Source organism: Terrabacter sp. Ter38 (assembly GCF_024519435.1).
In the GTDB taxonomy this organism is placed as follows: Bacteria; Actinomycetota; Actinomycetes; order Actinomycetales; family Dermatophilaceae; genus Terrabacter.
Genome location: NZ_JALJRZ010000008.1, coordinates 65,102 through 87,443, shown reverse-complemented (window position 1 = coordinate 87,443; position 22,342 = coordinate 65,102). Strand labels below are relative to the sequence as shown.

The window sequence follows — 22,342 nt, the reverse complement described above, 5'->3', positions numbered from 1 at the left end:
ACGGTGTCGTCGGCGGCGAACCGACAGCCGCCACGCAGGGACGACGGACGAAGGGGTGGAGCCGGTGGGCATCTTGGGTTACGGCAGGGACGAGACCGTCGAGGCATCGGACGCGACCGCGGTGAAGCTGCGCACGGCCAAGGACGCCGGCGCGCTCGAGCGGGCTGCCATGCCGGCCGAGGGAGGTCTCACGGGAGCCGCGACCCGACTCGTCGAGCGTCTCCTCGACGTCGGCATCGACGGCAAGGGACCGTTCGACCCCGCCCACGAGATCGCCGCCAACGCGCTCAAGCACGCCAGGGGCGACAGCGACCAGGCGCTGCGGATCATCGTCCGCGACCACCGGCAGCTCGGCGCCATCGGCGGCTTCGTCACCGGCCTCGGTGGCTTCTTCACGATGCCCCTGTCCCTGCCGGCCAACGTGCTCGAGTTCTACCTGCTGGCCACCCGCATGACGGCGGCGACGGCCAAGGTGCGCGGCTACGACATCGACCAGCCCGAGATCCGTTCCGCGATCCTGCTGACCCTCGCCGGCGCCGACAGCGACGACCTCCTCAAGAAGGCCGGTCTGCAGGCAGGCGGAGGCAAGCTGTCGTCCGTCGCCTTCGACCGGCTGCCCGCCCCGGCGCTCATGGTGCTCAACAAGGCCGTCGGCTTCCGCCTGCTCGGGCGCATCGGGCAGGGGACCTTCGCCCGGCTCGGGCGCCTCGTGCCCGTGGTCGGGGGCCTCATCGGCGCCGTGGTCGACGTCTACATGCTGAACCGCATCGGCAAGCAGGCGGCCAAGGAGTTCCCACCCGTCGAGACGTTCGGTCGCTGACCGACCGGCTGGGCAGGGCTGACCGTGGGGAACACGCAGATCACCGTCGCGCGTCGCCGACCGGACCGGGGAATCGCACGCCACGCCCGTTCGTTGGGCCGGGCATGAAGCCCGCATCCCGGATCAAGATGGCCGCGACCGTCGCGTCGGTCGTGCGCGCCTCCACGCGCCCCGGCTCGCCCAGCCTGCCGGAGCGGCTGCAGGCCGTGCCGCGCCTCGTGCGCGCCACGGTGGACGGGACGTATGCCGGCACGACCCTCAAGCGCCTCGGCCTCGTCGCCGGCGCGGTCGCCTACGTCGCGTCGCCCGTCGATCTGCTGCCCGAGGCGGTCCTGCCGGTCATCGGTGCGGCCGACGACGCCGTCGTCATCTCGTGGGCTGTCAAGGCCTTCTTCGAGGAGACCGAGCGCTTCATCGCCTGGGAGGTCGGTGAGGGTCGGCACCGCCCGCGGCCCCGGCGTGACTCTGCGAGCCGGGCGCCGACTGGAGACCGCGCGACCGAGGCGTCGCGCACGACGGTGCGGGGTGAGCCGGTCGCCGTGCCGCGCGATCCGGCGACCTCTACGTGGGCCGGAGGGGCGGAGGACGGGCTGCGCCGCGACCGTGACGCCACGGGCGCTGCCGCACCGGGCCGCTTCGTCAGTCGGGTCACGCGCGTCAGGGGCAGGTCCGCCACCGGCGACTCCGGTTCGGACGACCGTGCTCGACTCCCGGAAGGGACGCGCCAGGCCGCGACCGACTACGTGCTCGAGTCGGTGCGCAAGCGCCTCGAGCGCTGAGCCCGGCCCTCGCCGGCCGCACGGCGTCCTGCTGCGTGAGGGACCCCGTCGCTGGGTCCGCGATCCACACCCCCTGACCCGACAGGCACTCGTTCCACAGGTGCCGATCGGGGTCTCCCGGTCCCCGGTGCGTACGGCGAGTCTCGGGACATGCCGAAGATCTCACTGTCCGGGCCGGCCGAGCTGCTGACCATCATCCCCTTCCACCTGGGCTTCCAGCCGGAGCGCAGCGTCGTCGTGGTGTGCTTCCACGGCAAACGGCTCGGGCTCGTCGCGCGGCTCGACCTCGTCGACGAGACCCTGGCCGCCGAGGCCGCCGCCCAGACGGTGCCGACCCTGCTCCAGGGTTCCCCGTCCTCGGTGGCGCTCGTGGGTTTCGAGCAGGTGCGCGACGAATCGCTGCCGCTGCTCGAGGCTCTCGCCATGGGCGTCGAGGACCACAGGGTCGTCGTGCGGGAGCGACTCGCGGTCCTCGAGGGCCGCTGGCGCTCGGTCGGGTGCGACTGCTGCCCCTCGGAGGGCTGGCTCCTCCCGGAGCAGGCGGACGTGCCGGCCGTCGCGTGCTACGTGGCCCTCGGGCACTCCGTCCTGCCGGACCGAGAGGGGCTGGAGCGGCTCGTCGAGCCGCTCGCCCCCACGGAGCCCCGGCACGACCTCGCGGTAGCCGCGATCGAGGACTGGCAACGCCGCTACGTCGCAGCCGGCGGGTCTCTCAGGAGGCCGGCCGGCCGGGTGAGCCTCACGGACGGGCAGCACGGCCGGGTGGGGCGTCGCCGACCGGCACGACGGGCGCGCCGTCCCGGCGCGGCGCTCGGAGTCCTCGACGGCGGCGACCCGACGGCCCGCCAGTTCCTCGTCCACGACTCCCTCGTGGCCTGGGGAGGGGTGCTGCACGGCGAGATCGAGGGGTACGGCGTCGAGCACTGGCTCCCGTCCCTCGTCGGTCCGCTCCGCGACCCGCGCTTCCATGACGCCCTGCTGGCGTGGCTCTGCCCCGGGATGGCCCCGGCCGACGTCCTGTCCGACGACCTCGCGGCACCCCTCGGGGTCCTGCTCGGTCCTGACCTCCGGCTCGCCCCCGCCGCGGGCGAGCGCGAGGCGGCCGGCGTCCGGACGCCCGACGTCACCGAGCCGGGTCGCTCCCGGGGACCACGAGAGGACCCGGGCGACCCCGACCCCGACGAGGGGTCGGGGACCGCGGTGCAGGAACACCTCGAGGACGGCGACCCCGACGCGCTCCGGGCCCTGCTCCGGCTGCTGGCTGCGGGACCGCCCTCGTCTGTCCCGGGCGAGGCCGACGACGAGGACGACGAGGACGACGAGGACGACGAGGACGACGAGGACGACGAGGACGACGACGACAACGAGGACGACGACGCCAACGCCGACGGCGACGACGAGGCCGACGACGAGCTGCCGCGCGACGTGTTCGAGGCACGACGTCTGCTCGACGAGCTGGACGCCGTGGGGATCCTGGAGGCGCTCGGGGCGTCGGTTGACCGGGACGACCAGGGCTCGCACGACCTTGGGGCCGTCCCCGCCGCAGCCCCTGACGCGGCTCCCGGGTCGTGGCCCGGCGACGACGCCGTGCCGAGCGGCTGGGAGGAGTGGGACGACGCCGCGACGCCACGACTCGTCCTGTCCCGCCTCGAGCAGGTCTGCCGCCTCACTCCTGCGGATCAGGCGGCCCCCCTCCTCTCGCTCCTCGCGTCGGTCGCGTGGTGGTGCGGCGACGGTGCGCGGGCCGGGGTCGCGGTCGACCGTGCGCTCGAGCTGGAGCCCGAGGACGGGCTCGGGCGGCTGCTGCGGCAGGCCCTCGACGTCGGACTCCGGCCCCGGAAATGCGCCTGAGCGTCTCGGGCGGCGGCTCCGCCAGTCCATGTCGTGGAACGGCCCGCGGCCTCTCCGTGAGGCCTCGCGTATGGTTGGAGCAGGTCATGAGTACCAGCGACAAGCCCCGGCTCGCTGGTCGGCAACCCTCCTTCGCGGTGGGGTGCCCCGGGTGAAGACCAGGCCGCCCCGTCCCCGGGTGCGTGCAAGCGCGAGGACCGAGGAGTACCCCGATGACCGTCACCCACCGGACGCAGAGCACCCGCCGCCGTCCGCGGCCCGGGACCGCTGGCCCGGGCCAGACCGGCGACACGGCGACGAGGGACCGCGCGGTGACGAGCCACGTCGACCCGACGACGCCGGGGACCCGCCGGCCCGACGGCGCCTGGCGTGACGGCGACCCGGTCGGCCGGCGGCAGTTCGCCCACATCGGGGACGTCGAGCTCGAGCGCGGGGGAGTGCTGCCCGACGTCCGCATCGCCTACGAGACGTGGGGCCGGCTCAACGAGGCCGGCGACAACGTCATCCTCGTCGAACACGCGCTGACCGGCGACAGCCACGTCATCGGTGAGGCCGACGACGGACACGCCTCGCCCGGCTGGTGGAACGCCCTCATCGGGCCCGGCGGACCGGTCGACCCGGAGCGGTGGTTCGTCATCGCGTCCAACGTCCTCGGCGGGTGCCAGGGCAGCACCGGCCCCGCGAGCCCTGCGCCCGACGGTCGTCCCTGGGGCAGCCGTTTCCCCTACGTCACGGTCCGCGACCAGGTCGCCGTCGAGCGACGCCTCCTCGACGGGCTCGGCATCCGCCGCCTCGCGGCCGTCGTCGGGGGCTCGATGGGTGGGATGCGTGCGGTGGAATGGGCCGTGACCCACCCCGACGACGTCGACCGCTGCATCGTGCTCGCGTCGACGGCGTACGCGACCGCCGACCAGATCGCCTGGTGCCAGCCGCAGCTGCTGGCGATCCGCAACGACCCCGACTTCGCGGGCGGCGACTACTACGAGGGCCACACGCGTCCCGACACCGGGTTGGGCCTGGCCCGCCGGATCGCCCACATCACGTACCGCACCGAGACCGAGCTCGGCACCCGCTTCGGACGCGAGCCCCAGCTCGGTGAGGACCCGCTGCGCTCCGGCGACCGCGGCCGCTTCGCGGTCGAGTCCTACCTCGACCACCACGCGGGCAAGCTGGCCCGGCGCTTCGACGCCAACTCCTACGTCGTGCTGACCGAGGCGATGAACTCGCACGACGTCGGGCGCGACCGCGGTGGGCTCGAGGCCGCCCTGCAACGCGTCCGCGCCGAGTGCACCATCGTCTCGGTCGACACCGACCGCCTCTACCCGCCCCGGCTCTCCGACGAGCTGCACGCCGCCCTGCCGCATTCCCGGCGTGCGCACATCACCTCGGAGTTCGGGCACGACGGCTTCCTCATCGAGGAGGACCAGGTGGGTCGCATCGTCCGCGACGCGCTCGAGCGGCGTCTGGACTGAGCCCGTCGGCGAGCCGGGGAGGCTCGCCGGTCCTCGGTGCTGTCGGGGGTCGTCGTCCGCGTCGCCGACGTCGCGCCGATACTTCGCTCGGGACGAGCCGGAGGCCTGGTAATCGGGTACGGTGCGAGCACTGGTTGTTTCCGTCCCAAGGAGGTCCGGGAAAGTGGCCATCGTCGTTGGTTATGTCGCCACCAAAGAAGGTCGTGCGGCGCTCAAGCGAGCCGCCGAGGAGTGCGTCCTGCGTGGAGCGAAGCTCGTCGTCATCAGCTCCCACCGGGGCGGCAAGGACTTCGACGCGAACGAGGCCAGCCAGTTCGAGAGCGAGCTCGCCCGGGTCCAGACGCTCCTCGAGGAGCAGGGTCTGGAGCACGAGGTGCGCCAGCTCGTCCGGGGCAACGACCCCGCCGAGGACCTCATCTCCGTCGCCGAGGAGGAGAAGGCCGACTTCATCGTCATCGGCCTGCGTCGCCGCAGCCCTGTCGGCAAGCTCATCCTCGGGTCCAACGCGCAGCGCATCCTGCTCGACGCGAGCTGTCCGGTGCTCGCGGTCAAGGGCGACTGAGCCCTTCCGGCCCTTCGTCCGGCCCGGTTCGTGCGGGCCGGACGACCGTGCGCGGCACGCGGGGTTGGACGCGCGTTCGCCCGGAGGGCGTGCGCCGTTTTATAATGTCCGAGTACCGGATCGCACGAGGCGCACCGAGAGCTCGAAACAGGGATCGACTCCGACAGGCCAAGCTCTTCCGGCACCAACCCCCACTCTCGTTCGTTGTGATGGTGCATGCCCGGATTCGGGTCGACCATCTGACGAGACCTGCGACGAAAGGCGACTGCATCCGTGCCTAAGGCAACAACCGCTGGAGCTCCCAAAACCCTGCCGAAGGTGTTCCAGCACGAGGCGATCATGCAGCTCCTGGTCAAGGGCAGCACCAGCGGCACCATCACCGGGACGGAGATCGCGCGTGCCCAGGTCGATGCAGGACTCGACCTCAAGCAGATGAAGCCGGTCCTCACGACCCTCGAGGCCCACGACATCGAGATCGTCGTCGACGCGCCGCACTCCAGCACGACGAAGAAGACCCGAACAGGGACCAAGGGAGGCACTGTGGCCACCGCACGCAGCACCACCGCCGCGGCGACGAAGTCCGCGACGCGGACGACGACCGCGACGACGAAGACCGCCGCCAAGAAGACGACGGCGAAGGCGGCGCCGGCCGGGGCTGCTGCAGCCACCGACGACGACGCGGCCAGCGCCCCCAAGGCGGCCGCGGCCCGCACGGCGAAGAAGGCTGCCACGAACGCCGGTGTCGCCAAGGCGGCAGCTGCGAAGCCCGCCGCCAAGAAGACCGCCACCCGCAAGACCGCGGCGAAGAAGGCCACGGCGTCGGCCGACGGCACCGTCGTCGCCGGCGACGCCGCCGAGCCCGACGACGCGCCGGTCGGCGAGCTGGAGGAGGTCGTCGTCGAGCCCGTCGACGTGGACGACGACGCCGAGGACGGTGACGAGGCCACCCCCGCCGCGGCGAAGACCGAGGAGACCGAGGAGTCCGGCTTCGTCATCCGTGACGACGACGAGGACGACGCCCCGGCCCAGCAGGTCGTCACCGCCGGCGCCACGGCCGACCCCGTCAAGGACTACCTCAAGCAGATCGGCAAGGTCGCCCTCCTCAACGCCGAGCAGGAGGTCGAGCTCGCGAAGCGCATCGAGGCCGGGCTGTTCGCGGAGGAGAAGCTCAACTCCGGCGACAAGATCGACATGAAGCTCAAGCGTGAGCTGTGGTGGATCGCCCAGGACGGCAAGAAGGCCAAGAACCACCTGCTCGAGGCCAACCTGCGTCTCGTCGTGTCGCTCGCCAAGCGCTACACCGGCCGCGGCATGCTCTTCCTCGACCTCATCCAGGAAGGCAACCTCGGCCTCATCCGTGCGGTCGAGAAGTTCGACTACACCAAGGGCTACAAGTTCTCGACCTACGCGACGTGGTGGATCCGCCAGGCGATCACCCGCGCCATGGCCGACCAGGCTCGCACCATCCGCATCCCGGTGCACATGGTCGAGGTCATCAACAAGCTCGCCCGCGTGCAGCGTCAGATGCTCCAGGACCTGGGCCGCGAGCCCACCCCGGAGGAGCTGGCCAAGGAGCTCGACATGACGCCCGAGAAGGTCGTCGAGGTCCAGAAGTACGGCCGCGAGCCCATCTCCCTGCACACGCCCCTCGGTGAGGACGGCGACAGCGAGTTCGGTGACCTCATCGAGGACTCCGAGGCGGTCGTCCCGGCCGATGCCGTCAGCTTCACGCTCCTGCAGGAGCAGCTGCACTCGGTGCTCGACACCCTGTCCGAACGGGAGGCCGGCGTCGTCTCGATGCGCTTCGGTCTGACCGACGGTCAGCCGAAGACACTCGACGAGATCGGCAAGGTCTACGGCGTCACGCGCGAGCGCATCCGCCAGATCGAGTCCAAGACGATGAGCAAGCTGCGTCACCCGAGTCGCAGCCAGGTGCTGCGCGACTACCTCGACTGACAGATAGGCGTTCCTGTCACGTGGGCAGGGTGAAGTGGGGTCCTCTCTGGCCGGAGGGACCCCACTTCGTCGTTCCCGGGGTGGTTTCCGGGCGCTGTGCGCACGTGGCCGTGCCGCCAGGCAGGGACGCGCGGACACCACCGGACGAAGGGCACATTCGTCGCTCACCATGGCGCTCCCGCCCGACGGGGCCAGACTGGATCAGAGCGGTGCCCGACGTCGGAAGGAGCGCGGATGTGGGAACTCCATCTCCTCGGTGACCGTCGCCTTCTGAACACCTCCGACCGGAGTGCCCGACCGGTCTCCGTGCGGTGCCTCGAGCTCCTCGCCCTGCTCGTGATCCAGGCCGGTGTCCCCCAGCCCCGGGAGCGGCTCGCGGCAGCACTCTGGCCGACATCCACGGACAGCCAAGCGCGAACCAACCTCCGTCGTGAGCTCCACGACCTGCGGCTGCAGCTGGACTGTCCGGCCCTCGTGGTCGGCAACCGGACGTTGACCTGGGAGGACAACCCCGTGTGTCTGGTGGACCTGCGGATCTTCTACCACGAGAGGGACGCGGCCCGCGCGGCACTCGCGGCCGGCGAGGTCGCACAGGCCGTCCAGCACGCCCTCGGGGCTCTCGCAGCCTACGTCGGGGAGCTCCTTCCCGGGATCTTCGACGAGTGTGTCGTCGGCCCGAGGGGTGACCTGCACCGTGACTGTGTCGAGCTCTGCGACGTTGCAGCGCAAGGCCTTCGGGAGGCGGGGGAGCTGGAGGCCGCTCGCACGGTCGCCCGTCGGCGCGTCCATCTGGCCCCGCTGGAGGAGGTCGGCTACCAGGCTCTCATCGCGCTCGAGCTCGAGGCGGGGGATCGCGCCTCAGCACTGACGACGTACCACCGCTGCGTCGAGACGCTCGACCACGAGCTCGGGGTGGCACCGGACGACGCGACGACGTCGCTCATCGAGGACCTGGTGCCAGGTCGCGAGCGCGACGGCCTCAACGCCGTGCGCCGAGACCGCGCTCGGGGGGCGCCCTTCACCGGCCGCGGAACGGAGATGGAGGCCATCACGTCCCGATGGCACGAGGCGGCAGCGGGCGAGAGCGGGCTGGCCCTGGTCCTCGGAGAGTCAGGTGTGGGCAAGTCGCGCCTCGTCCGTGAGCTCGCGAGCACGGTCCGTGCGCAGGGGTGCGTCGTCGTGTCGACGCGCTGTTTCGGCCAGTCCGCCCGGGTGGCCTTGGCGCCGGTCGCGGACTGGCTCCGAGAGCTCGACCGACAGGGCGCGCTCGGCGGCCTGGACCCGGTGTGGCAGTCGGAGGTGGCGCGTCTGCTGCCGGGGCGTGCTCGCGGTGGCCTCCCTGCCCGGCAGATCAGTCCCGGGGACGCCGTCGTCGAGTCCTGGCGCCGACACCGGTTCTACGAGGGTCTCTCTCGAGCCGTCCTCAATACCGGCCGGCCCACGCTGCTCGTGCTCGACGACATGCAGTGGTGCGACGACGAGACGGCGACGTGGCTGGCCTTCTTCCTCCAGCTCGCGCGCACCGAACCCGTCCTCGTCGTGTGCACGGCCCGGGCCGAGGAGCTGAGCGAGAACGCGGTGGTGCTCGAACTGGTCCGTGGGATCAGGTCGTGGAAGGCCCTGCTCGAGGTGGCACTCCTGCCCCTGCCACCACAAGAGACCATCGCTCTCGCCGAGGCGCTGCTCGGGCGCCACCTTGCGGCCGGTGAACGCTCCCTCCTCAACGACACGACGGCCGGCTTGCCCTTCTTCGTCATCCAGGCGACACTCGCCGCCGGCGCATATCCGTCCATTGAGGCGGCCAGGGTCGGCAAGGTCCTGGACGACCGACTCGCCCAGCTGTCTCCCACGGCACGCGAGGTCGCTGGTCTCGCGGCCGCCGTCGGGCGCGACTTCACCCTGGACCTTCTCACCCGGGCAAGCGACCTCGACGCGGACACCGTCGTGAGCGCGGTCGACGAGCTCTGGCAGCACCGGATCGTCCGCGAGCAGCGGGCGGGCTACGACTTCACGCACGACCTGCTCCGCGATGCGGCCTACGCACGGGTGACACCACCTAGACGCTGGCTCACCCACCGGCGGATCGCCCAAGGCCTCGAGCAGTCGACAGGAAACACGCTCGACGTGATCGCCGCCCAGCTGGCGGAACAGTACGAGCGTGGCGGTCAGCCCGATCGGGCCATCGAGCACTACCTGCGGGCGGCGGCGACCGAGGCGTCGGTGTTCGCGAACACCGACGCGGTCCGGCACTACGAGCGCGCGCTCGCGATCGTCGAGGCCGGCCCAGACACACGCAGCCGCGACCGCGAGGTGCTCGACCTGCTCGTGACACTGGCGCCACCGCTCAACGCCGCCTTCGGGTACTCCTCGAAACGCCTCGAGAGCATGCTCGAGCGCACCATCTCCCTCGCGAAACGGCTGGGCGAGGAGGAAACCCTCGTCCAGAGCCTCGTAGGGCTCTGGGCCGTCAAGTACGTCCAGGGAGAGCAGGCGCGAAGCAGGGAGCCCGCGGTCAGGGCGCTGGCACTGGCCCGACCCGGTACCCCGCTGGCCGGCCAGGCCCACTTCGCCATGGGCAGCGTCGAGCTCTCGGCAGGGCGGCCGCGCGTCGGAGCCACGCACCTCCGTGCGGCCGTCGCCCTGACGCAGGACGCACCCCTGTCGCTCATGGTCGGCACCCGACCCGAGGTGCACGCTCAGGCCTGGCTCGCCCACGCGCTGTGGCTCATGGGTCGTGCCGACGACGCCCGCTCGGAAGCCGCCGCAGCGGTGGAGCGCGCCCGGACCCGTGACCACCCGTACTCGCTCGCGGTCGCGCTGGCCTACGACGGTCTGACCCAGCACCTGCTCGGCGACGTCCCCGCCCTGCTCGACGCCGCCTCCGAGCTGGCTGACCTGGTCGAGCGGCATCGGTTCGCCTACTACGGCGAGTGGGCCGAGATGCTCCGCGGGTGGGCGCAGCAGGACGCTGCCGGGGCACGCCGCATCCACGGCGCGATCGCCCGGCTCGCCGCGCGAGGGTCCCGGGCGCGCACACCGTTCTGGCTCTCTCTCGAGGCCGATGTGCTCGCTCGCACCGGCTCGCGCGGGGCGGCAGCGGCTGTGCTCGGCGCGGCAGAGGCGTACGCCTATGCGCGGGAGGACATGTGGTGGCTGCCCGAGGTGCTCCGGATGAGCGCGGCCCTCGACCCGAGCGAGCGAGGCACCGACAAGCTGCTGGCGGCCCTCGAGCTCGCGCGGCGTCAGGGCGCGGAGGCACTGGCACAGCGCTCTGAGCACGACCTCGCCGAGCGCTGAGCGCCGAACGGTTCGCGAACGCTCGACTGCCTAGCGTCCTTCCATTCGACGTTTCACCTGAGGAGGGACGATGTCCGACACCATCACCAGGTCCGCCACGACGGCGGCCCCGTACGAGGACCTCGCGGGAGCGCTGCGGGGGCCGCTGACGAGACCCGGAGACCCGGGATACGACTCGGCGCGTGCCGTGTACAACGGGATGATCGACCGCCACCCCGCCGCAATGGCCCGGGTCGCCGACGTCGCCGACGTCATCGCGTGCGTCAACTTCGCCCGCGAGCACGGCGTCGACCTGGCCGTCCGCAGCGGGGGCCACAACGCCGGCGGGCTGGGAGTGGTCGACGACGGGCTCGTCATCGACCTCTCCGGCCTGCGGAGCACGACGGTCGACCCCGGAGCGCACACGGTGCGGGCCGACGGGGGCTGCACGTGGGGCGACATCGACCACGCCACGGTCGCGTTCGGGATGGCCACCCCATCCGGGTTCCTGTCCTCGACGGGGGTCGGCGGACTGACCCTCGGAGGCGGTATCGGGTACCTGACTCGACGCTTCGGGCTCACCGTGGACAACCTGTTGAGCGCCGATGTGGTGCTCGCCGACGGCAGGTTCGTCACGGCCAGCGCCGACTCGCACCCCGACCTCTTCTGGGGGTTGCGCGGCGGCGGCGGCAACTTCGGGGTCGTCACGTCGTTCACGTTCGCGTGCCACGACATCGGCGAGCACGGCACCGTGATCGGCGGGCCGGTGATCTATGACATCGCCGACACGACGAAGGTGCTCGAGTGGTATCGCGCGCTGCTGCCGTCCCTTCCCGAGGAGCTGTCCGGGTGGTTCGGCCTGATCACCGTCCCCGGTGGGCCGCCGTTCCCCGAGGACCTCTGGGGCAAAAAGGCGTGCGCGATCGTGTGGTGCTACACCGGGCCGCATGCCCAGGCCGACGACGTGCTCGCACCGGTCAAGGCCTTCGGTTCGCCGTTGCTCGTCGGGCTCGGGCCCATGCCGTTCAGCGTGCTCCAGCAGGCGTTTGATGCGCTGTTCCCCGCCGGGCTGCACTGGTATTGGAAGGCAGACTTCTTCACGGAGATCACTGACGCCGCCATCGAGACGCACGTCACGTTCGGCAGCCAGCTGCCGACGGCCGCCTCGACGATGCACCTCTACCCCATCGACGGGGCGGCGATGCGTGTCGGTCAGTCGGACACGGCATTCGCCTACCGCGACGGCGGCTGGGCCGGCGTCATCGTCGGGATCGATCCGGATCCCGCCAACATTCCGGTCATGACCGAGTGGGCGCGACGTTACTGGCAGGCACTGCACCCGACCTCCGCCGGCGGAGCCTACGTCAACTTCATGATGGACGACGAGGGCGACGACCGGATCCAGGCCTCATACCGCGGCAACTACGATCGGCTGACCAGGGTCAAGGCGACCTACGACCCCGCGAACCTCTTCCACGTCAACCAGAACATCCGGCCGGCCTCGTGACGTGGGTGCGCGTGCGGTCCTGATGCCGAGGGCAGCCGGCTCGCCGTCCTGACCGCTGAGACCGCACGGCCACTTCGGGCACGGTGAATCCGGGCAAGCCCACAAACGTGTCCCGAGCTGTGCGGGGACGTCGTAGCGCCGCAGGACCGTCGCCGTGGGCTCCCTTCGCGTTGCGGTGTCCCCGTTCCTGCGTATGCCGTGTGCCGGGCTCAGCGGCGCCGGGGGAGCAGGCGGTCCGGGAGGGATCGCCAGAACGAGACGCCCGCCTCGGGCCAGAAGAAGGACCGTGCCCGGGCCTGCCACGCCCGGGTGCGGCCGACCTGACGCCGGATCGACCGGATGTCGTGGTGCAGCCGGAAGGCCTCCTGCGGCGTCGTGCGCTCGGGCCGGTCGTAACGGGACTTCTCGAGAGTCGCCGTGACCCGTCGCATGGCGGTGGTGTTCTCCTCGTCGAGGTGGCCGTCGACGACGTAGCGCTCGCGCAGCTGGCGCAGGGTGACGCCCTCGGGCGCACTGAGCCCGAGGTCGCCGAAGTGCGAGGTGAGGTCGTCCCACTCGGCCTCGATGAGATCCTGCTGGGTCACGGCGGCGCGTCGGCGACGCAGCCGGAGCAGCCACGCGGTGATCGGCATCGCGAACGCCGCGAGCAGGCCGAGCACCAGCGCGAGGGCCAGCACGACGTTGCGCACGCTGAACACGTGCCCGACGGAGTCGAGGAACGTCTGCTCCGTCTGCACGGGGGCCGCCGTCGCCGCCGTGGTCGAGCTCGTGGCCGAGGCCGTGCCGCTCGCGGTGTTCGTCTCGCTCACCGCGCGCCCGCCGCCCGTCGGGCCCGAGCCCGCACCGAGGACGGCATACGGTGGCGGCGAGCCGGCCCGGGCACCCGGGGTCGGCTCGAAGCGCAGCCAGCCGTAGCCCTGGAAGTAGAGCTCGGGCCACGCGTGGGCGTCACTGGCGCGGACGATGTAGCGCTCGCCCGAGAGCTGGCCGGGCAGGAAGCCGATCGCCATGCGGGCCGGGATCCCCTGGGCCCGAGCGAGCATGATCATCGCCGTCGCGAACTGGACGCAGTAGCCGCGACGGGTCTGGTAGAAGTTCTGGATCGGCTCGAGCAGGCGCCCTTGGCTGTCGCGCAGCTGCTCTCCGAGGTCGAGGGAGTAGGTGTAGCGGCTCGGGTCGCGCAGGTGGTCCTGGATCGCGATCGCCTTGTCGAGCGGGTTGTCCGCACCGCGGGTCACCTGGTCGGACCACTGCTGGATCAGGTCGCGCGACCGGTCCGGGATGCTGAGGTCGTCGTCGGTGATGTCCGGCGAGTCCGGGGCTCCCGACTCGCGCAGCTCCGGCGGGGAGGGCGCGAGATCGGCATACGTCACCCGGTAGCTGCTCACCGCGCGGTCGACGCGCACGTCGCGCGTGACGGGGTCGATGCTCCACGGCGTGCCCTCCATCGCGACGGCGACGACGGGGTAGGGCGCCGCGATGCGGGGCGCGGCGAGGGTGTTGTCCGTGACAGTGATGACGTAGTCGCGTCGCTTGTCCAGCGGCGGCAGGGGAGACGGGTTGTCGGGTCGATCGCCGGTGGCTCCGGCGACGCTCCACTGCCCGCGGGAGTAGTACGAGGTCGCGAGCACTCGCAGTGGAGACCGCGTGAAGGCCGTCGTCGTGTACGTCAGGACGGGCGACTGGTCCTGGTTGTTCAGGCTGCGTGAGAGGTCGAGCGTGTCGTTGAACCCGACGGACCCCTCGCCGGCGCCGCCGCCCGACCTGCCGAGCCCCTCGGTGAGGTAGCGCGGTGGGAAGTGCGGGATGACGGCCGGCACGAGGAGGGCGACGACCACGCCGACGGCGCCGAGCTTGAGCGCCCCCGCCGTGAACGAGCGCAGGGCGTCGCGGTCGTGGGCCGCCTCGTCGATCTCGCTCTCGTCGGCCGCGCTGGCCGTGCCCCAGCGCCCGAACTGGGCCCGGGCGGTCGTGTGCAGCATGACGAGCCAGAGCACGACCGGCACGACGAAGAAGCGCAGCGCGAGCGCGGCATCGCCGTTGGCCGCCGTGATGAGGTATGCCGTCAGCAGTGGCAGTCCCGCGGCAGCCGGGCTCCGCCAGGTGGCGGCCATGGCGTCGACCGCGATGGCGACGAGAGCGACGGCGATGATGAGACAGAACGTGATGCCGTCGTTGATCGGCGCGGGGGCCGAGTAGCGGTTGATCGTCTCGAGGGCCTGCAGACCAAGACTGTTGGCCGCTTCGAGCGTCGCGGGTGTCGGCACGAACAGGGTGAACGACTCACCGGTGTAGCGGGCGAGGATGACGTAGGCCGTCACGAGCACCTGGACCATGACGACGAGTCCGCGCGAGCGGGTGAGGCCACGGGCGACGAGGCCGAGGCCGGCGACGAGGGCGACGACGAAGGCCGCCTGAGGCAGCCAGGTGGTCTCGACGAAGAGGCTCGTGATGGGGTAGACCGCGGCCAGGGTGGCGAGGGCGCCCAGGAGGGTGATCCTCCAGCGACGGCGGGTCATCGGCTGCCTCCCACGGTGGCGGCCGTCAGGACGGCCCAGACGTGCGCGACGTCCTCGTCGCGCTGGACCGAGACGGCACGCCACCCCGCGAGGCGCAGCGTGTCGACGTGCGGGCCGGCCTCCTCGGCATCGGTCGTGCCGAAGCTGCGGGCGTCGAGGACGAGCGCCAGGCCGGTGGTGCCCGGCTGGCGCAGGCTCGCAAGCCGGGACGTGATGTCGCGTCCTGACGGTCCGACGAGGGCCACGAGGAAGCCGCCGGCGGCGGCGAGGGCCTGGCCGGCGCGCAGGATCTCGTCCTCGCCCGTGTCGTCGCGCGGTGTCGCCACGGCGAGGACGTCGAGGATCTCCTCGGGCGTCATGGTCTCGGCTGCGCGGGAGGTCTCGACCGTCTCGGCGCAGACGAGGTGCACGGCATACCCCGAGTCGCACAGGTGCACGGCGACGGACGCAGCCGCGGTGATCGCCCACTCGAACGAGCTGCTCACTCCCGTGCCACCGTGCGCGGAGGGCCGCGGGTCGATGAGCACGACGGCCCGACGCTGCGCGGGGCGGTCCTCCTGGCGCACCATGAGGTCGCCGGTGCGTGCGGTCGCGGGCCAGTGGATGCGGCGCAGGTCGTCGCCGTCGCGGTACTCGCGGATCGTGACGTCGTCCTCGCCGTGCAGCGCGATGAGATGAGCCTGTTCGCCCTCGGAGCCGACGCCCGCGCTCGGCTGGCGGTTCGACGACAGCGGGTGCACGGCCGGCAGCACGACGAGGTCGGCGGTGCCCTCGAGCACCGCGTTGCGGTTGGCGAGGCCGAACGGGTCCTGCACCTGGACCCCGAGGGGCCCGAGGTGGTGGCGTCCGCGCAGGTGCGAGCGGACGGCGTAGTCGATGGCGCGGACGCGGCCCGGCGGGATCCGGCCGACGACGAAGCGCGGCCGGTCGCCGAGGACGTAGTCGAGCCGCTCCTCGGCGAGGAAGATCGGCGTCGTGTTCGTCGAGACGTTCTCGAACGACAACGTGACGTGTGCGTCCTGGCCGACGCTGATGCGCTCGGGGTGGCTGTGCCGCTCGATGCGCATCCGCGTCTTGCGGGTGCGCACGAGGACGGCGGAGATGAGGGGGAGCGCGACGAGGAGCACCCCGAAGCGGGTGAGGTCGCGGAACCCGAAGATGACACCGGCGAGGACGAGGACCGCGCCCGAGCCCATGAAGGCCCTACCCCTCGTCGTCAGGACACTGCGCAGCGAGCGCATGGGCGCCTGCTCCCGCTCAGCGCGCTGCGGGCGGCACCGGCACCTGGCGCAGCAGGTCGGTGACCACCTCGGCGGTGGTGCGGCGGGCGAGCTGGGTCTCGCTCGACGGCATGAGACGGTGGGCGAGGACCGGCCCCGCGAGCACCTGGACGTCGTCGGGGATCACGTGGTCGCGACCCTCGAGCGCGGCAAAGGCGCGGGACGCACGCAGCAGGTGCAAGGCGGCCCGCGGCGACGCTCCGAGCCGCAACGCGGTCGTCGACCGGGACCGCGTCACGAGGTCGACGATGTACTGGCGGATGGCGGGACTCGCGTGGACCTGGCTGACGGCGTGCACGACGCGGTTGATCGTCTCCGCGTCGGTCACGGGGGTCAGGGCATCGAGCGGTGAGCTCGAACCGTGCGTCTCGAGCAGGTCGAGCTCGGCGCTGGGTGCCGGATAGCCCATCGAGATACGGGCCATGAAGCGGTCACGCTGGGCCTCGGGGAGAGGATAGGTGCCCTCCATCTCGATGGGGTTCTGGGTCGCCATGACGATGAACGGGGCCTGCAGCGTGTAGGTCGTCCCATCGACGGTGACCTGACGCTCCTCCATCGACTCGAGCAGGGCCGACTGCGTCTTCGGGGACGCGCGGTTGATCTCGTCGCCGACGACGACGTTGGCGAAGATGGCGCCCGGCCGGAACTCGAAGCGGCGGGCGTCCTGGTTGAAGATGCTGACGCCCGTGACGTCACTCGGCAACAGGTCAGGGGTGAACTGGATGCGGCGCACCGTCGCGTCGATCGATCGGGCGAGTGTCTTGGCGAGCATCGTCTTGCCGACGCCGGGCACGTCCTCGATGAGCAGGTGACCACCGGCGAAGAGGACCGTCACGGTCGTGCGGACGACCTCAGGCTTGCCCTCGATGACGCTCGTCATGGCGCCCATGAGCCGCTCCGCCACGTCGTGGATGAGGTCGAGGTCGGCCGCCCCCGTGGTCGAGGTCGCGCCCGCGCCCGCGCCCGGCGATGCGGTGGTCCCGAGCCCCGTGTCCGTCGTCGTCACACTGTCCTCCGTCGTCGTCCCCATGTCGTGGCGCAGCGCTGCTCGTGGCGGGCTGTGCACACCGTCAGGTGATCTTCTCCCATGGACCCTCGACACCGGTAGGGCTGCCCCGGTCGTGACCGGATGGAGACCTTGGCCGTGGGCATGTTGGTCGACGGCCCCGGGAGGGCTCCCGGCACCACCTCCACTTTCCTCCACCACCGACGTCCGGGGTGGCCGTTCGGTTCGGTTTCGTGGTGCTCCCGGTGGTGCGGAACCCGCTGCCGAGCACGATCCGCAGGAACGCCGGCGTGGGCCGGATGGCCCGGCCGGCGTCGTCCCACCGCCCGTGGGGCGTCCGACAGGGCGGTGGTGCGCCATCTACTCCACTTCACTCCACTGCGTCTGACCTGCACAAACGCGGGACGCGCCGGACCAAAAAGGGTCAAGGTTCGTTGACGGTGGAGCAAAGTGGAGTATCGTGGAGCCACAAGGTAGGGAATGGGGACGCCTTCGGGTCGACAAAGGGGAGGTGGCGGACCATGTTTCTCGGGACGCACACGCCCCGGCTCGACGAGAAGGGTCGGCTCTTCCTGCCCGCGAAGTTCCGCGAGCGGATGGCCGGCGGCCTCGTCGTCACGCGCGGCCAGGAGCGCAGCCTGTTCATCTACCCGATGGACGAGTTCGTCAAGGTCGCCGACCAGATGCGCCAGGCCCCTACGACGAGCAAGGTCGCCCGCGACTACATGCGCGTCTTCCTCTCCGGTGCGTCCGACGAGATCCCCGACAAGCAGGGCCGGTTCACGATCCCGGCCAACCTGCGCCAGTACGCGGGCCTCGACCGCGAGGTCACGGTCATCGGTGCTGGTGCGCGCCTCGAGGTCTGGGACAGCGCGGTCTGGAACGCCTACCTCGAGCAGACCGAGCAGAGCTTCGCCGACACGGCGGAGGAGGTGATCCCCGGGCTCTTCTGAGTCCGGACGACCACCATCGCCGACGACGACCGAGACGGCATCACCCACACCAGCCGCACCACGACCGACCAGCACCTGAGCGCCGGCCTCCAGCCGCTCCACACCCGGGACGACTTCCCCCGTCCCGGGCGAGGCAGCGGATGGGGACCCGCGCCCAGGTCGACGGGCACCCGCAGAGCAGCACCGACCGCACGACGTCCGACCGGCACGCGACCAGCTCCCTCCACCTGTTCGCTGCCATTCCGGCCGACCGGCCACCACCACCGCATCACCGACACGGCGGATCTCTATCCGCCGACAGGTCACACGAGTCACACCAGCCCCGTACGCCACAGGCGCACCACTCAGGGCCCGCAGCACGAGCGTGAGAGGGACGCACCATGAGCGATCGAGGACAGGCGCAGGAGCGTCACGTCCCCGTCATGCGCGACCGGATCCTCGAGCTGCTCGCCCCCGCGCTGGAGCGGCCGGGGGCGGTGCACATCGACGGCACGCTCGGCATGGGTGGCCACGCCGAGGGCGTCCTCGAGCGCTTCCGCGACTGCACCGTGGTCGGCATCGACCGCGACCGTGAGGCCCTGGCTCTCGCGGGGGAGCGACTCGCCCGGTTCGGCGACCGCTTCCGCCCGGTGCACGCCGTCTACGACGACATCAAGGACGTCGTCGGCGACCTCGACGTGCCCGCGGTCGACGGCATCCTCTTCGACCTCGGCGTCAGCTCGCTCCAGCTCGACGAGGCCGACCGTGGCTTCGCCTACCGCGTCGACGCGCCGCTCGACATGCGGATGGACCAGTCGACGGGGCAGACCGCCGCCGACGTGCTCAACACCTACTCGGCCGATGACCTCACGCGGATCCTGCGCGACTACGGCGAGGAGCGCTACGCGCGCAAGATCGCCAAGGCCGTCGTGCAGGACCGCGCGATCGAGCCCTACACCTCGTCCGGTCGCCTCGTCGACATGCTGCGTCGCGTCATCCCGGCCGCCTCGCAGCGACAGAGCGGCCACCCGGCCAAGCGCACCTTCCAGGCCCTGCGGATCGAGGTCAACGACGAGCTCGAGGTCTGGCGCCGCGCCATCGACGAGGCGATCGACGTCCTCGCGGTCGGCGGCCGGATCGCGGTCCTCTCGTACCACTCGCTCGAGGACCGGGCGACGAAGCGGGCCTTCGCGGCCGGCGCCACCTCCAGCACCCCGGCAGGCCTGCCGGTCGAGCTCGCCGAGCATGCGGCATACCTCTCCCTCGTCACCCGCGGCGCCGAGGCGCCCGGCGACGACGAGGTCACCACGAACCCGCGGGCCGCCTCGGCCCGACTTCGCGTCGCAGAGCGCGTGCGCGACACCTCCACGCACACCTCAGCCAGCAGGACCAGGAAGGGACCCACCCGATGAGCCAGATGACCGCCACGGCCCGGCCGCTCCGCGCGCCGCGGCGCGGCCCTGCCCCCACGCCGCTCCGGGTCATCCCGAGCAGCATCGCGCGCACCGGCAACGGCGCCTTCGTGACGATCTGCATCGGGCTGCTCACGGCCGGGCTCATCGCCCTGCTCCTGCTCAACACGGCACTCGCCCAGGGCTCGCTGGCGGTCGGCGACCTCCAGCGCGAGTCCGCGCGCCTCAGCGACACGGCCGGCAACCTCCAGGAGGACATCGACCGCGCCTCGGCCACGGGCGCGCTCGCCCGCAGCGCCGCCGAGATCGGCATGGTGCGGATGAACACCCGCGGCTACATCGACCTCTCCACGGGTACCGTGTCGGGCGAGCCGGAGCCGGCGACGAAGAACAACGCCTTCCCGATCGTCACCAGCCCGACGCCGCCCGCCGTGACGGCCAAGGTCAAGAAGGTCCTGTCCTCGGCGACGAAGGCCAGCAAGGCGGCCTCGGCCACGGCCGCCACCCCGTCCGAGGCCGCCACGCCGACGACGCCCGGTGCCACGCCGGAGACCCCCGCAGCACCCACACTGGGCACGACGCCCGGAGCGTCCGGGCAGGCCACGGGCACCGGGGCGGGCCAGGCAGGGCAGGCCCAGCACACGACGGTGAGGTGACCCCGTGACGCAGAACCGAGCGACCGATCCACGACGGACCGGTCGCGGTGCTGCGCCCGCGGGGGACGCCCGTGGCGCCTCCTCCGCGACGGGCACGAGCCGTGCGGGCCAGGCGCGCGCGGGCCAGGGCCGGCCCCCTCAGGGTCGGACCGGCCAGGGGCGGTCCGCCCAGCCGGGCTCCGTGCGGCAGACCGGTCCAGCCGGCTCCCAGGGCCAGAAGTCCGGACAGAGGTCGGGCCCGAAGCCGGGCTCGTCCGCGAGCGCCCGCGCGAGCACGTCGGTGCGCGCGACCCCGGCGGCGCGGGGCGCAGCGCCGCCTCGCAGCCGCAGTGGCAGCCCGTCCGGCAGCGCCCGAGCCGCGTCGCGGACGAGCGCTCCCCGGACCCAGACCGCCTCGAGCCGCGGTCGCGGGCCCGCAGCACAGCGTGCCGCGGCACTTCGGGGTCCTCGAGGCCCCCGGGGACCGCGCGGGCCTCGTCGCCCGCTCAAGATCTCGCGCGCCAACCCGCGTCGCCGGGCGCGCGTCATGTTCGTCGCCATCCTCTTCGTCTTCACGATCTTCGCCGGTCAGCTGCTGCGCATCCAGGCCTTCGACGCCTCGGCCACCCAGCAGGCCGCGCTGTTCAAGCGGTCGGTCAAGACGACGACGCCGGCCATGCGTGGCCAGATCCTCGACACGAACGGACAGGTCCTCGCCGACTCCGTCGAGCGCTTCACCATCGCCGCAGACCCGAAGATCGTCCCGCTCTACACCGTGAAGATCGACGGCGTGCGGCAGGAGGTCGGTGTCACCCGCGCCGCTGCTGACCTCGCGCCGCTCCTCGGCATGACGCCGTCGGCGCTGACGAAGCTGTTCACCCGCTCGAACACGCGCTACGTCGTGGTGAAGAAGGAGGTCAACCCCGCCATCTACCGTGAGATCCGGGCTCTGGGCATCCCCGGCATCACGGGGGAGCGCACGGCCCAGCGGATCTACCCGACCTCCATGGCGCTCGGCCAGCTCGTCGGCTTCGTGCGCCCCTCCGACCAGAGCGGTGCGGGCGGCATCGAGCAGATGCTCGACAAGGCGCTCAAGGGAACCCCCGGAGTCAGCGTCGCCGAGCGGGCCCGGGACGGCTACATCATCCCGGGATCGCAGCGGGTCGACACCCCCGTCTCCAACGGGCGCGACGTCAAGCTGACGATCGACGCCGACCTCCAGTGGTACGCCCAGAACGCCCTCGCGAAGCAGGTCACCGCCGTCGGGGCCGAGTCCGGCACCGCGGTCGTCCTCGAGGTGGCCACGGGCAAGGTGCGCGCCGCCGCGAGCTACCCGACGTTCGACCCTAACGACCTCGGCGACGCCTCGAAGTCCTCCCTCGGCAACTACGCCTTCAACGACGCGTTCGAGCCCGGCTCGACGGGCAAGCTCATGACGATGGCCGCCGCTCTCGAGCAGGGCGTCATCACGCCCGACACCGGGGTCATCGTGCCCCCGCGCCTGCCCCGGGCCGGCACGTCCTTCAAGGACAACGAGCCGCACGGCGTCGAGAACATGACGGCCACGGGCGTGCTCGCGAAGTCGTCGAACATGGGGACCATGCTCATCGGCGAGCGCGTCCCGCCGGCCGTCATGGAGGCCTACTACCGCAAGTTCGGCATCGGCTCGAAGACCCCGGTCGGCTTCCCCGGGGAGTCTGCGGGCCTGCTCGCCGGCGCCAAGGACTGGGTCTCGACGCGCCGCTACACCATCCTCTTCGGTCAGGGCTACGCCGTCACGGCGATCCAGCAGGCCGGCGTCTTCCAGACCATCGCCAACAAGGGTGTCCGCGTGCCCCCGTCGCTCGTCGAGGGCACCGTCAACGACAGCGGCACCCTCATCCCGTCCACACCGACGACGCCGAGCCGGGTCGTCACCGAGGACACCGCGGTCAAGCTGTCGCGGATGATGGAGGAGGTCACCGGCGAGAACGGCACCGCGAGCGCGGCCCGCATCAAGGGCTACCGCGTCGCCGGCAAGACCGGCACGGCCGACCGCTACGACGAGAAGCTGGGACGCTACAACGGCTTCACCGCCTCGTTCATCGGGTTCGCACCGGCTGAGGCGCCCAAGTACGTCGTGGCCGTCTTCATCCAGAAGCCCAGCGCCGGCATGTTCGGTGGCGCGCTGGCCGGACCGGTCTTCAACCAGGTCATGTCCTACCTGCTCGAGCGCACCGGTGCCCCGCCCAGCCCCAAGTCGGCCCTCGACTACCACGTCTGGGCCGACAAGCCCCTGTCGTCCGACGACCCCGAGGTCATCAGCAATGCGCGGGCGAAGCGGGATGGCCTGTAA

The 22,342-nt window shown here is 71.7% G+C and carries 15 protein-coding genes and 1 riboswitch; of the genes, 12 read left to right on the top strand and 3 right to left on the bottom strand.

Annotation, left to right across the window (positions count from 1 at the left end):
- Positions 1-64 precede the first annotated feature (64 nt).
- The 8 genes from NR112_RS16295 (at position 65) to NR112_RS16260 (ending at position 12,223) form a co-directional block, all read left to right on the top strand.
- Positions 65-820, top strand: coding sequence for an EcsC family protein (locus NR112_RS16295; protein ID WP_256795359.1), 756 nt, complete (start codon positions 65-67; stop codon positions 818-820).
- A 104-nt stretch (positions 821-924) separates the two neighbouring features.
- Positions 925-1,599: a YkvA family protein gene (locus tag NR112_RS16290; RefSeq protein WP_256795358.1), complete on the top strand. Its 675-nt coding sequence runs from the start codon at positions 925-927 to the stop codon at positions 1,597-1,599.
- A 150-nt stretch (positions 1,600-1,749) separates the two neighbouring features.
- Entirely contained in the window at positions 1,750-3,450 is a 1,701-nt protein-coding gene (locus NR112_RS16285; protein WP_256795357.1) for a DUF4192 family protein, read from the top strand.
- Positions 3,451-3,532: 82 nt separating this feature from the next.
- Positions 3,533-3,647, top strand: a riboswitch (SAM riboswitch).
- 15 nt (positions 3,648-3,662) lie between these two features.
- Entirely contained in the window at positions 3,663-4,922 is a 1,260-nt protein-coding gene (locus NR112_RS16280; protein WP_256795356.1) for a homoserine O-acetyltransferase, read from the top strand.
- 163 nt (positions 4,923-5,085) lie between these two features.
- Positions 5,086-5,484, top strand: a complete 399-nt coding sequence (locus NR112_RS16275; protein WP_256795355.1) for a universal stress protein — start codon at positions 5,086-5,088, stop codon at positions 5,482-5,484.
- A gap of 339 nt (positions 5,485-5,823) precedes the next feature.
- Complete coding sequence (locus tag NR112_RS16270) at positions 5,824-7,440, top strand: RNA polymerase sigma factor (protein ID WP_256795473.1); 1,617 nt, start codon at positions 5,824-5,826, stop codon at positions 7,438-7,440.
- Positions 7,441-7,674: 234 nt separating this feature from the next.
- Positions 7,675-10,737 carry an AAA family ATPase gene (locus NR112_RS16265; protein WP_256795354.1) on the top strand — a complete coding sequence of 1,021 codons (3,063 nt, stop codon included), beginning with the start codon at positions 7,675-7,677 and terminating at the stop codon, positions 10,735-10,737.
- 70 nt (positions 10,738-10,807) lie between these two features.
- Complete coding sequence (locus tag NR112_RS16260) at positions 10,808-12,223, top strand: FAD-binding oxidoreductase (protein ID WP_256795353.1); 1,416 nt, start codon at positions 10,808-10,810, stop codon at positions 12,221-12,223.
- Positions 12,224-12,432: 209 nt separating this feature from the next.
- Here the strand turns inward: NR112_RS16260 and NR112_RS16255 are convergent, their stop codons facing one another.
- The 3 genes from NR112_RS16255 to NR112_RS16245 are packed head-to-tail and all read right to left on the bottom strand — an operon-like array spanning position 12,433 to position 17,052.
- The gene (locus NR112_RS16255; protein WP_256795352.1) at positions 12,433-14,742 is read right to left on the bottom strand and encodes a DUF3488 and transglutaminase-like domain-containing protein; all 2,310 of its coding nucleotides are present in this window, start codon (positions 14,740-14,742) and stop codon (positions 12,433-12,435) included.
- Positions 14,739-15,983 carry a DUF58 domain-containing protein gene (locus tag NR112_RS16250; RefSeq protein WP_256795351.1) on the bottom strand — a complete coding sequence of 415 codons (1,245 nt, stop codon included), beginning with the start codon at positions 15,981-15,983 and terminating at the stop codon, positions 14,739-14,741. Before NR112_RS16250 ends, NR112_RS16255 begins: the two co-directional genes overlap by 4 nt.
- Before the next feature lie 16 nt (positions 15,984-15,999).
- Complete coding sequence (locus NR112_RS16245; protein WP_256795350.1) at positions 16,000-17,052, bottom strand: MoxR family ATPase; 1,053 nt, start codon at positions 17,050-17,052, stop codon at positions 16,000-16,002.
- 497 nt (positions 17,053-17,549) lie between these two features.
- Between NR112_RS16245 and mraZ the strand changes: the two genes are divergently transcribed.
- From mraZ to NR112_RS16225, 4 genes are all read left to right on the top strand, one after another.
- Positions 17,550-17,981, top strand: coding sequence for a division/cell wall cluster transcriptional repressor MraZ (gene mraZ / locus NR112_RS16240; RefSeq protein WP_256795349.1), 432 nt, complete (start codon positions 17,550-17,552; stop codon positions 17,979-17,981).
- Between the two features lie 380 nt (positions 17,982-18,361).
- Complete coding sequence (gene rsmH, locus NR112_RS16235) at positions 18,362-19,372, top strand: 16S rRNA (cytosine(1402)-N(4))-methyltransferase RsmH (RefSeq protein WP_256795348.1); 1,011 nt, start codon at positions 18,362-18,364, stop codon at positions 19,370-19,372.
- Complete coding sequence (locus tag NR112_RS16230) at positions 19,369-20,028, top strand: hypothetical protein (protein WP_256795347.1); 660 nt, start codon at positions 19,369-19,371, stop codon at positions 20,026-20,028. Before rsmH ends, NR112_RS16230 begins: the two co-directional genes overlap by 4 nt.
- Positions 20,029-20,554: 526 nt before the next feature.
- Positions 20,555-22,342 (top strand): penicillin-binding protein 2, encoded by a 1,788-nt coding sequence (locus tag NR112_RS16225; RefSeq protein WP_256795346.1) that lies wholly within the window; start codon positions 20,555-20,557, stop codon positions 22,340-22,342.

Coding starts and splice junctions, on each gene's coding strand:
- NR112_RS16265 (WP_256795354.1), top strand. CDS start 7,675: ATGTGGGAACTCCATCTCCTCGGTGACCGTCGCCTTCTGAACACCTCC.
- NR112_RS16280 (WP_256795356.1), top strand. CDS start 3,663: ATGACCGTCACCCACCGGACGCAGAGCACCCGCCGCCGTCCGCGGCCC.
- NR112_RS16260 (WP_256795353.1), top strand. CDS start 10,808: ATGTCCGACACCATCACCAGGTCCGCCACGACGGCGGCCCCGTACGAG.
- NR112_RS16255 (WP_256795352.1), bottom strand. CDS start 14,742: ATGACCCGCCGTCGCTGGAGGATCACCCTCCTGGGCGCCCTCGCCACC.
- NR112_RS16225 (WP_256795346.1), top strand. CDS start 20,555: ATGTTCGTCGCCATCCTCTTCGTCTTCACGATCTTCGCCGGTCAGCTG.
- NR112_RS16230 (WP_256795347.1), top strand. CDS start 19,369: ATGAGCCAGATGACCGCCACGGCCCGGCCGCTCCGCGCGCCGCGGCGC.
- NR112_RS16290 (WP_256795358.1), top strand. CDS start 925: ATGAAGCCCGCATCCCGGATCAAGATGGCCGCGACCGTCGCGTCGGTC.
- NR112_RS16250 (WP_256795351.1), bottom strand. CDS start 15,983: ATGCGCTCGCTGCGCAGTGTCCTGACGACGAGGGGTAGGGCCTTCATG.
- rsmH (WP_256795348.1), top strand. CDS start 18,362: ATGAGCGATCGAGGACAGGCGCAGGAGCGTCACGTCCCCGTCATGCGC.
- NR112_RS16270 (WP_256795473.1), top strand. CDS start 5,824: ATGCAGCTCCTGGTCAAGGGCAGCACCAGCGGCACCATCACCGGGACG.
- mraZ (WP_256795349.1), top strand. CDS start 17,550: ATGTTTCTCGGGACGCACACGCCCCGGCTCGACGAGAAGGGTCGGCTC.
- NR112_RS16285 (WP_256795357.1), top strand. CDS start 1,750: ATGCCGAAGATCTCACTGTCCGGGCCGGCCGAGCTGCTGACCATCATC.
- NR112_RS16245 (WP_256795350.1), bottom strand. CDS start 17,052: ATGGGGACGACGACGGAGGACAGTGTGACGACGACGGACACGGGGCTC.